This is a genomic window from Desmospora profundinema (assembly GCF_031454155.1).
Taxonomy (GTDB): domain Bacteria; phylum Bacillota; class Bacilli; order Thermoactinomycetales; family DSM-45169; genus Desmospora; species Desmospora profundinema.
In genome coordinates, this window is record NZ_JAVDQG010000005.1 from 330,122 (window position 1) to 340,403 (window position 10,282).

Annotated in this window: 11 protein-coding genes; all 11 read right to left on the reverse strand. The window is 42.9% G+C overall.

Annotation, left to right across the window (positions count from 1 at the left end; translation table 11 throughout):
* Positions 1-31: 31 nt before the first annotated feature.
* Positions 32-1,312: an ABC transporter permease gene (locus JOE21_RS12870; RefSeq protein ID WP_309866855.1), complete on the reverse strand. Its 1,281-nt coding sequence runs from the start codon at positions 1,310-1,312 to the stop codon at positions 32-34.
* 14 nt (positions 1,313-1,326) lie between these two features.
* On the reverse strand, positions 1,327-2,394 hold the full coding sequence (locus JOE21_RS12875; protein ID WP_309866857.1) for an ABC transporter permease: 1,068 nt from the start codon (positions 2,392-2,394) through the stop codon (positions 1,327-1,329).
* 97 nt (positions 2,395-2,491) lie between these two features.
* Positions 2,492-2,872: a hypothetical protein gene (locus tag JOE21_RS12880; protein ID WP_309866859.1), complete on the reverse strand. Its 381-nt coding sequence runs from the start codon at positions 2,870-2,872 to the stop codon at positions 2,492-2,494.
* Between the two features lie 144 nt (positions 2,873-3,016).
* Positions 3,017-3,685 carry an ABC transporter ATP-binding protein gene (locus JOE21_RS12885; RefSeq protein WP_309866861.1) on the reverse strand — a complete coding sequence of 223 codons (669 nt, stop codon included), beginning with the start codon at positions 3,683-3,685 and terminating at the stop codon, positions 3,017-3,019.
* Positions 3,686-3,690: 5 nt separating this feature from the next.
* On the reverse strand, positions 3,691-4,971 hold the full coding sequence (locus JOE21_RS12890; protein ID WP_309866863.1) for an ABC transporter permease family protein: 1,281 nt from the start codon (positions 4,969-4,971) through the stop codon (positions 3,691-3,693).
* Positions 4,972-4,978: 7 nt separating this feature from the next.
* Positions 4,979-6,049, reverse strand: a complete 1,071-nt coding sequence (locus JOE21_RS12895; RefSeq protein WP_309866866.1) for an ABC transporter permease — start codon at positions 6,047-6,049, stop codon at positions 4,979-4,981.
* A gap of 96 nt (positions 6,050-6,145) precedes the next feature.
* The gene (locus JOE21_RS12900) at positions 6,146-6,541 is read right to left on the reverse strand and encodes a hypothetical protein (protein WP_309866869.1); all 396 of its coding nucleotides are present in this window, start codon (positions 6,539-6,541) and stop codon (positions 6,146-6,148) included.
* Positions 6,542-6,892: 351 nt separating this feature from the next.
* The gene (locus JOE21_RS12905; RefSeq protein WP_309866872.1) at positions 6,893-7,288 is read right to left on the reverse strand and encodes a hypothetical protein; all 396 of its coding nucleotides are present in this window, start codon (positions 7,286-7,288) and stop codon (positions 6,893-6,895) included.
* 191 nt (positions 7,289-7,479) lie between these two features.
* Positions 7,480-8,775, reverse strand: coding sequence for an RNA-guided endonuclease IscB (gene iscB, locus JOE21_RS12910; protein WP_309866874.1), 1,296 nt, complete (start codon positions 8,773-8,775; stop codon positions 7,480-7,482).
* 221 nt (positions 8,776-8,996) lie between these two features.
* Positions 8,997-9,593: a winged helix-turn-helix domain-containing protein gene (locus JOE21_RS12915; RefSeq protein ID WP_309866876.1), complete on the reverse strand. Its 597-nt coding sequence runs from the start codon at positions 9,591-9,593 to the stop codon at positions 8,997-8,999.
* Positions 9,594-9,877: 284 nt separating this feature from the next.
* On the reverse strand, positions 9,878-10,282 hold a 405-nt coding region (locus JOE21_RS12920; RefSeq protein WP_309866878.1), incomplete at its 5' end, for a SpoVR family protein.

Sequence of the window (10,282 nt, forward strand, 5' to 3'; positions counted from 1 at the left end):
CGGATTATTTCTCTACCTTTGTTCACAAGACTTACTCTGCTCTTTTTAACAACCGGCTGATCGGCAGTTTACGAAATTGCAGGTAGATCGGGGCGGCGGACAACAGGGTTAGGATGAAGATACACATAACCATGAGTAAAAGGTACAGCGGTGGAACGAAAGAAAAGGACCCCATATAGAGAAGGATCATCAACAGTGCTGGAATACTCACCAACACGAGCACTTCAGCCAAAACATACCGAAGCAGCTGATTCATAGTCGCCCCTGATATTAAGTGAATCGACATGTTTTTGTAGTTATCTTGTATTTTGGTCATCATGAGAATAGAGATACTTAAGATACAACCCACAAACAGCACACCGGCTAGGATCATAACCCATTGGATATGTGTTTGAATGGCAGCAAAGAGATTTTCAAGAGGAGAATCATCTACCCCGAGAATCATGATATGTGGAAAATCAGATTTGGTTTTGATCTTTTCTAATTTACCTACTATCACACCTTTACCTTCTGCACTGTAAATACTCCCATTAATTAAGTTAAAATAATGTTTTCGTTGGAAGTCCCACTCTTCCTCATCGACAGGTGCATCAAACTGCTGAGCAGGTATCACAATATACCGGTCCAGATAGATTTCGGAAACAAACGTGTTTGATGGGATAAATCCCTTAATCTCTAATTGGAAATCCTTAAATAAATATTCGGCTGTTAGCTGATCGCCAACCTGATAGATACTTTGATATTCTGACCCCAATAAAACCGGGATGACGCCTGGATTGTTATTGTGATCGAAGTCTTCAGGAGACAACGCTTCTCCTTCACTCACATCAATAGTGAAACTGTCAAAGGCTTGCTTATTCATCTGTACGGCCTTAAAAGCATAATAAGGACCTTCCTTTTCTTTATAATAGGACCTCTCCTTTACTTTATCTGCATCTCCATCCTCATGCCCATGTAACAACTTCTCATCCCATTTTACGTTACCGGGAGACAATGCGATCGATTGTGTATGTATATGAAGATATTTTTCGCCCAAATTCTCCTCTAGATACCCATAAAATCGCCTCACTCTCTCCAAAGCGTTGGGCTCGTTAAGGTATTCCTTCCAATCACTATCCTCGAACAACGTATCCCCAAGTTCATAACTGCTTAATCCTTGAAATGATTCTACTTTTCCCCCTTTCGCTTCAATGTGTATATAATTCTGAAATAAAACTGTCACCGCAAAAAAGAACACCATCAGACCAAAACCAATCAGACAGGCAAACAGTTTTCTTCGCTTGAGGCTTTCTAGTACTTCTCGCATAACCATCTTCATCCATCCTCTCACCCTTTTCTCAGTCTCTGTCTGATCGACTTCCTGAATGACAACCACATGGAGATTCCAGCAGACAACAGGATGAGCCCGTAGCCGACAATCAGATGGAGGGTGTGCATCATCCCGGCTTGTGGGTTCTGGAGATATCGTGGAAGCCACCAATAGCTCAATAGACCAACCAAGAGATAGCATCCTGATGCAATCAGAACAAGCGTAATCGCATAGCGTTGATAAGCTCGCCCAATAGGAATCCCCAGCTGCCATAGGATACGGATTTCCGTGCTTTTCTTCCCCAGCCAATACTGGGTGAACAGCAGGGTCAAACTGACTAGTATCAAAAGTAGAAGCAAGAAAATCACCAATTGATAGACATCCATACTTAAAAATCGCTGAACACCCAAATCTCCTTTATCAATGACATCGACCGATACCGTATGATCCCCAAACTGCAACGATCCATTACTGATGGGGTTCTTTCCTATATTCATCACATAAACTGCGGATTCTCCCATTTCCTCTTGTTCGATGGCATCTAAATTAAACAGAATCATATCATCGATTTTGGATGAATACGAGGCACCCATCGTTCCGATGATTTCAAAATAAACACCTTTAAAGACATAATATTTTTTTCCGTTCTGTTCAATATAATTATCTTCTGATTTTTCCACATTTTTACCGATGACAGCTAATCTTTTTTCTTGGTAAAAATCAGCTTCCTCAAAAAATCTCCCTGAAATCATTGGAGGTTTGTAAGTATTTTTGTGGTAGTAGATACCTCTCGCATTGTATTGTACTAATTCATCGCCAATTTTCCTATATACTATTCCAATATCATTGAAAGTTGTAAAGGGTTGGGTTGTTTTCAGTTTCCTCCAGTCTACTAATATATCTAAATTGTTAATTACAAACGATATTGAGTTCATATTATATAGACTTCTAGTCAATTTGTTTAATTCTTGTTGCTTAACTTGATAAAAGCTAAATGAAACTGCAATCACGCTAAGTAACAGGTAAAGCACTAAAATCCAAATTATTCTATTTATTCGCAAACTCGTTATTGTAATTTTTCTCATTGGTATCCCTTTCTCCATAATCATAAAAATGCCATTTTATAATGGCATTTTTATGATTTTAAAGTGTGTTTTTATATTCACAAACTGCTATATACTTTTAACGTCCATAATATGTTCTAGCGATTCCTTTCGAGGAACAAGCGCTGGCTTTAGTATAATTAACACCCCATTTTCTTCCACTATCAGCATAAGTTTTCTTCCCTCTTATAGACTCCTTTCGTGCTCGAGTGTAGTGATGCACATTCCTCCATTTTGTTTCACCTATTGCACAACCACCATTACTCCATCCTTTATGAACAGGCTTAGAGCTCATGGTGCCCACTTGGTTCAATGCTACCTCGTTTTTAGTCCAATACCCTTCTCCTTCCGTCCAACCTCCCAACGCTCCTGCTTCTTCGTCCGCAAAAGCCATCGATGGAACCGCACCCAACAGTCCTACCGCTGCTACTACTGGAATGAGCTTCTTACGAATGTTCAATATCCTTCCCCCTCTCAATGGATGGGACAGAGCCTAGAAACTAAGTCCCACTGCCTCTATCCTACCCAAATTATATTTATCAAAAACAGAACTGTCCTGAATTCTACTTTAAAATCCCTTCATACCAAATTTAAGCTAATTATATTAGCGGGTAAACAAGCATCGGCCGTCTCGTATATAAACCGTTTGATCACAGATTTCGGCCACTTGTGGATTATGGGTAACGAGGATAATCGTTTTTCCCTGTTGATTGAGATCCTTAAACAGAGCCAGTATCTCTTTTTCTGTTTCTTCGTCCAGAGATCCCGTCGGCTCATCCGCCAATATCAGCTCCGGGCTTTGAATTAACGCCCTAGCAATCGCCACACGTTGGGCTTGGCCACCGGATAATTGATCAACCGCTTGTTCCTTTAATTCCTCTATGTCTAATGAAGACAGGATTTTCTTTACTTTTTCTTTTATCTCATCATCCGATTCTTTGCTGTACCGCAGAGGTAGCGCTACATTTTCAAACACATTTTTACTATCGATGAGGGCATAGTTCTGAAGGATAAACCCGATCTTCTTCCTGCGAAAATCGGCCAGCTCATCCAGGTTTAGATCACTAATCTGATCCTGTTCATACCGATAGGTCCCGCTGTCCGCTAGATCCAATCCCGCCAGGATATTGAGCAATGTTGACTTCCCCGATCCGCTCCTGCCCATGATGGCGATCATGTCCCCTTTTTCTATCTCTAGGTCGACTCCTTTTAATACTTCCAACTTTTTTTTGCCTACTGGGTACGATTTTTTCAGTTCCTTCACTTGTATCATCACAATCACTCCGCTCTCTTCAGTAATCGGCTAATAGGTAACTTACGAAATTGGAGATAGATCGGAAGGATGGACAATAGAGTCATCATAAACACACAGGCAACGATCAACAAAATGTATTGCGGTGGAACAAAATAGAAAGCTCCCATATAGAGAAGGATCATCAACAACGCTGGAACACTCACCAACACAATTACTTCGGCTAAAACATACCGAAACAGCTGATTCATAGTCGCCCCTGAAATCAGGTGAATCGACATGTTTTTGTAGTTATTTTGTATCTTGGTCATCATGAGAATGGAAATACTTAAGATACAACCCACAAACAGTACACCGGCTAGGATCATAACCCAGCGGGTATGTTCTTGAATCGCAGCAAACAGGTTTTCAAGAGGCATATCTATTCCGATGATCTCAATGTGTGGAAAATCTGATTTAGCTTTGATCTCTTCTAATTTACTTACAATCACATCTTTATCTTCTGCACTGTAAATACTCCCACTAATCAAATTAAAGTAATGTTTTCGCTGGAAGTCCCACTCTTCCTCATCGGCAGGAGCCTCAAACTGTTGAGCAGGCATTACAATATACCGGTCCAGATAGATTTCGGAAACAAACGGCTGGGAAACAAACGTGTTTGAAGGAATAAACCCCTTAACCTCTAATTGGAAATCCTTAAATAAATATTCGGCTGTTAGCTGATCGCCAACCTGATAGATACTTTGATATTCTGACCCCAGTAAAACGGGAATGACGCCTGGATTGTTACTATGATGGAAGTCTTCAGAAGATAACGGTTCTCCTTCACTCACATCAATGGAAAAGCTGTCAAACGCTTGCTTATTCATTTGTACAGCCTTAAAAGCATAGTAAGGATCTTCACTTTCTTTAACCTTCTCATTGTTCCCATATCCATCCTCATATCCATGTAACAACTTCTCATCCCATTTTACATTACCGGGAGACAATGCGATCGATTGAGTATGTATATGAAGATATTTTTCGCCCAAATTCCCCTCTAGATACCCATAAAATCGTCTTACTCTCTCCAAAGCGTTGGGCTCGTTAAGGTATTCCTTCCAATCACTATCCTCGAACAATGTATCCGCAATTGGATAACTGGGTAATCCTTGGAATGATTCTACCTTCCCTTCTCTTTCCTTTATATGGATATAATTCTGAAATAAAGCCGTCACTATAAAAAAGAAAACGATTAATCCAAGAGCAATCAGATAAGAAAACAGTTTTCTTCGCCTTAGGCTTTCTATTACCTCTTTTATAATCACTATCCTCTCACCCTTTCTTCAGTCTCTGTCTGATCGACTTCCTGAATGACAACCACATGGAGATTCCAGCAGACAACAGGATGAGCCCGTAGCCGACAATCAGATGGAGGGTGTGCATCATCCCGGCTTGTGGGTTCTGGAGATATCGTGGAAGCCACCAATAGCTCAATAGACCAACCAAGAGATAGCATCCTGATGCAATCAGAACAAGCGTAATCGCATAGCGTTGATAAGCTCGCCCAATAGGAATCCCCAGCTGCCATAGGATACGGATTTCCGTGCTTTTCTTCCCCAGCCAATACTGGGTGAACAGCAGGGTCAAACTGACTAGTATCAAAAGTAGAAGCAAGAAAATCACCAATTGATATACATCCATACTTAAAAATCGCTGAACACCAAGATCCCCTCGATCAATGACATTCACCGATACCTCGCTATCTCTGAACTGCAACAAGCCATTGCTGATGGGGTTACTTCCTATATTCATCACATAAGCGTTGGATTCTACAGGCTTTCCTTGTTCGATAGCATCTAAATTGAATAGAATCGTGTCATTGATTTTGGATGCATACGAGGTGCCCATCGTTCCGATGATTTGATATTTGATACCTTGTAAGACATAATATTCCTTTCCATTCTGTTGAACATATCCATTCTGTCCATCCTTTGCTTCTGATTTGTCCACGCTTTTACCAATTACAGCTAGTTTTTTGTCTCGATAAAAGTCGTTCTCTTGAAAAAACCTTCCTGAAATTATAGGGGGGATGTAAGTAGATTTATGAAAGTATATTCCTCTCAAATCGTAGTCTTTCCCTTTACCTTGCATCTTTCCAAGTTCGTTAAAGGTGGTAAAAGACTTAGCTGTATTCAGATGCCTCCAGTCGATAGACTGATCATGATCGTTAATCGTAAACGATAACGGATTCGGATCATACAAACCTCTGGTATGTCTCTGTAATTCTTGCTGCTTGATTTGATAAAAACTAGCGGAAACCACAATCACACTGAGTAACAGGTACAGTATCAAAAGCCAAACCGTTCCATCTTTTCGTAAGCGTGCTATTGTAAACTTACTCATTTTCCCCATATCCTTTTTTCACTAGAACGATGAAACTACCATTAGATGGCGGTTTCATCGTTCTAAAGAATTGTATTCTTTTATGACTGTATACGATTAACGCCCATAAAATGTTCTTGCACGTGTGCAATCGGAATTAGGCGACGTTGCTTTGGTATAACCAACTCCCCACTCCCTTTTGCTTTCTCTACATGTCTTTCCAGTTAAGGACACCATTCGTGCCCGAGTATAGTGACGCACACCTTTCCATCCAGTCTCACCCACTGCACGCCAGTGACCTCTTCCCCCTTCTTTCCAACCTCTGTGCATTTGAGGCTTGGAACTCATCGTACCTACTTGGTCCGCTTCCACTTCACTTTTTGTCCAATACCCTTCCCCTTCCGTCCAACCTCCCAGCGCTCCTGCTTCTTCGTCTGCAAAAGCCATCGATGGAACCGCACCCAACAGTCCTACTGCTGCTACTACTGGAATGAGCTTCTTACGAATGTTCAATATGCTTCCCCCTCTCATTATTGGGACAGACGGCCTCGAAAGTTCATTACCCTCTATCCTAATCAAATTATATTTAATCAATTATCAGTTGTCCTGAATTCGAGATTAAAATATCTTAATCAACTTTTAGCTAGAAATTAAACTTTATGTCTTTCAACTATTACTAGGGCTTGCTCACCCTACTTTCAGCAGAGAATAGCTCCTTGTTGAGCTAGAGAAAAGTTAACCTTCTCTCTGAAATGATAATGCTTAATTTTATATTAATCTTTCTTTCACTTTGAAAAAGTAATGTCACGATCATTAACCAAAGATAAAAGTCAATAGGCCTATCTTTATCTTGTTAAGGAACTCTCAACGGCCATAGTATGTTCTAGCACTCCCTTGACCAAGAGGCGACTTTGCATAAGTATAACTTATTCCCCATTTCCTTCCACTATCAGCATTTACGTTTCCATTTAAATACACCATTCGTGCGCGAGTATAGTGATGTACATTCTTCCATCCAGTTTCACCCACTGCGCTCCAGAAACCCCTTCTTCCTCCCTCTTTCCAACCTCTGTGAAAGTCGGGCTTGGAACTCATCGTACCTATTTGGTTCACTGTTACCTCACTTTTTGTCCAATACCCTTCCCCTTCCGTCCAACCTCCCAGTGCCCCTGTTTCTTCGTCTGCAAAAGCCATCGATGGAACCACACCCAACAGTCCTACCGCTGCTACTACTGGAATGAGCTTCTTACGAATGTTCAATATCCTTCCCCCTCTCAATGAATGGAACAGACGGCTTCGAAAACAAGTTCCGTACCCTCTATCCTCATCCAGATTATAACTGTTCAAAAATAGGACCGTCCTGAATTCAAATTTAAAATTCCTTTATGTCATCGCCTTTCCCGCGTGGAGACCCCTATTTTCAAACATGGGGAGGAAACACGGGTTGGGCGTTAACCCGCAAACGAATAGTGGTATCCATCGGCTCGCTGAAGCAAGCGACAAGTTCGACAACTAATCCCCTGTATGGTTTGAGTGTTCGTCTTGATGTTAAAACTTCCCGATGTTCGGACGGCTACCCGTCCGACATAGGTTCCAGCTTTTTTCCCTTTTGTCACAACCGCCTTCACGAAATCACCAGTCTGAAAGCCTTTCACTCGTTTGTTCTTTTTTGCGGATGTTCGCGGAAACCCATATCGATCCATCCGGCACATCTGACGGGAACCCCGCCCCATGGCTTGGATCAGGAGAGGAGTCAACCTTTCCGGAATCCAAACCCGTTCGCCGCTTTCTCCCACACAAGCGGCATCCACCCAATGATCTTTCTCATATCCTTGGCAGATTCGGTTGTACTTCGTCCGTCCGCCAGACCAGAAGGTAACGGGTAATCCGAAGGCTTTCAATTCTTCCCCGATGGCCCACCGGATGGCATTGATCGCCGCCGCATCCTGAAGGGGAAGCTTGGCTTGCCTCAGGATCTTGTCCAACACGTTCGGTTTCTTGGAGAGAAAGACTTGGATGGACTGGTTGTCCTTATCGAGGTTACACTCCCGGCAAGAGACGGTCAGGTTGGAGATCCGGTTGGAGCCGCCTTTGCTTTTGGGGTGAATGTGTTCCACCTCCAGGGGAACGCCTTCTTTCCCGCAGTAGGCACATTGCCGCCCCCACTTTTCTAACAGATACTCCCGGACTTCGTATCCAAACAACTCTCCTTGTTGGTACTCCATTCCCATGATTTCGGGGTTTTGAATCTTTTGCGTATCAAACCCGACCGTTTCAACAGCGATGGATTGGATCGGAATGTAGCGCAACAACCGCCCCATCCAGTTCTTTATATTCTCCACCCTGGAGCGGAGCGATGGCGGCAACCATCCTTTTGGCTTACGACGGTTATGGAAACGGGCCGGGCGATACCGAGTCTTGCGGCTGCGCCGTCCCCGACGGATCGCACGACGATCCGTTAAGGCTTCCCGAATCGCCTGTCCGCGATGATGGAGGTTGGCCGCCCAGACGACTTCACGTCCACGGGGAAATTCAGCGACTACCGCCACTCCGGTTCCTTTGCTTCCAGGATCGATCTTTCCTTCTGTGGGTTGCACCTCTCCACCTTCACGATCTTTTAAAATGATGGTAAACGGATAACGGCGGTACACAGCCGCTCGTCCCTTTGACAACAACTTTCTTGCCCGTGCCGGATGACAGGGCATTAAGGGTTGTTTCTTGCTATCCAAGACAAACACGCGTTGCATGTGCTTACGCACCTCCTCCGCTTTCGCGGGTAATGGTCCCCTCGCCAATGTTATGGAGCGGTTTTTTTGCAAGCAGCACTGGCTTCACCCCGTTACACCTGTTTAACCACCTGCCGTAGAGCATGGGACTGGGGAAGCATCCCATGGTACCTATCCATTCGCTCCTAACGTAGTCAAAGACGAAGGCTGGTCAGATTCAGACTTTTTTCAAGCCCCCGGCTTTAGCCGTGGGGTTCCTGACCTTTAACTAATTGGTAGCCAAGGCCCCGACATGTCACAATAATTTGGGGATCACTCGGGTCCGCTTCAATCTTTTTTCGTAACTTCCGAATATGAACATACAGAGATTCGCTACCGATTCCATGTTCATGTCCCCATACCTCATTCACGATCTCGTCGATTGATATCGGCTTTCCTGCTTTTTTGGTAAGTACGTTTAATAATTTACACTCCATACTAGTTAAAGGGATTCGCTCATCATTTACCCATACAGCATGATTGTCTTTATCAAACCAGATGTCTTGATTGATATAATAAAGGCTGTCGTTCATTTTTGGAGCCTTGCTCTTCGGTATGGAATAGTTGATATGGATCATAGTTGGCAATCCATGTTTTTGATTCCATTCCTTTAAGCGTACAAAATCGTCCTTCGTTAATGTATCCATATCCACAATGAGTGCTAAGCATGGCGTTTTTTTTGAAAGATCATAGGCTTGTTCCAAATCCATACTATGTACAACGTCAACGGATTTCTCATTTAAAGCCCATTTAAAGATATTCACTAGTGTTTGGTTATTTGTTTTTAAAACAATCCCCATCTCCGCCCTCCTATAACATGTTCAAACACCGTCATTCTACCACAAATTAGTTGTTATGGGAATAAAAAAGTAATGGATGCGACATATCTAGATATTATTCGATAAAGAAATGATATTATTTATATAGTAAAAGAATCGATTCTTTCCACCTATTTTCGATTCTTCCTGTCCGTATGGGTGCCCCCCATGTAAAAACAACCGGACAGGATCACCGCCCCACCCGGTTGATGCGTTTATCGATATCAATCTTTGATCGGGTTTAAAATTGCCATATTTCCTCAGATCTACAAAAACCGACGGGTACACTTCTTCCCGTTATACGTAAACAGAACATCCCGGTTTTCGATCACCGTCTCGATGTGGACCGGACGCCTCCATAACGCATACACATGGGGCAGCGTTTTTTCGATGTATTTGACATCCAGTTCCAGTCCTTCAAACCGATGCTTCAACAAGAGCTCCCCGTTGTTCCGATAATCCCCGTCCTCCACCACAATCATGGGATGCCCCCCGTTGACGCGGCTGGCGATCAGGCTTTCACGCACTTCTTTCCACCGTTTGTCTGAGATGGTCCATTCGTTGCCTTCCCGCTGAAACACGTACAGATCCAGTTCTTCCACCAATTCTTTGGTGAGATAATTGCGGATAAAGGAGGTATCCATCTCCAGTTCCCGTACTTCAAAAATCTT

What these genes read in the sequence shown, in the direction of transcription:
- JOE21_RS12895 (WP_309866866.1), bottom strand. Translation starts at nt 6,049, where the DNA reads ATGAGTAAGTTTACAATAGCACGCTTACGAAAAGATGGAACGGTTTGG.
- iscB (WP_309866874.1), bottom strand. Translation starts at nt 8,775, where the DNA reads ATGCAACGCGTGTTTGTCTTGGATAGCAAGAAACAACCCTTAATGCCC.
- JOE21_RS12875 (WP_309866857.1), bottom strand. Translation starts at nt 2,394, where the DNA reads ATGAGAAAAATTACAATAACGAGTTTGCGAATAAATAGAATAATTTGG.
- JOE21_RS12885 (WP_309866861.1), bottom strand. Translation starts at nt 3,685, where the DNA reads ATGATACAAGTGAAGGAACTGAAAAAATCGTACCCAGTAGGCAAAAAA.
- JOE21_RS12870 (WP_309866855.1), bottom strand. Translation starts at nt 1,312, where the DNA reads ATGGTTATGCGAGAAGTACTAGAAAGCCTCAAGCGAAGAAAACTGTTT.
- JOE21_RS12915 (WP_309866876.1), bottom strand. Translation starts at nt 9,593, where the DNA reads ATGGGGATTGTTTTAAAAACAAATAACCAAACACTAGTGAATATCTTT.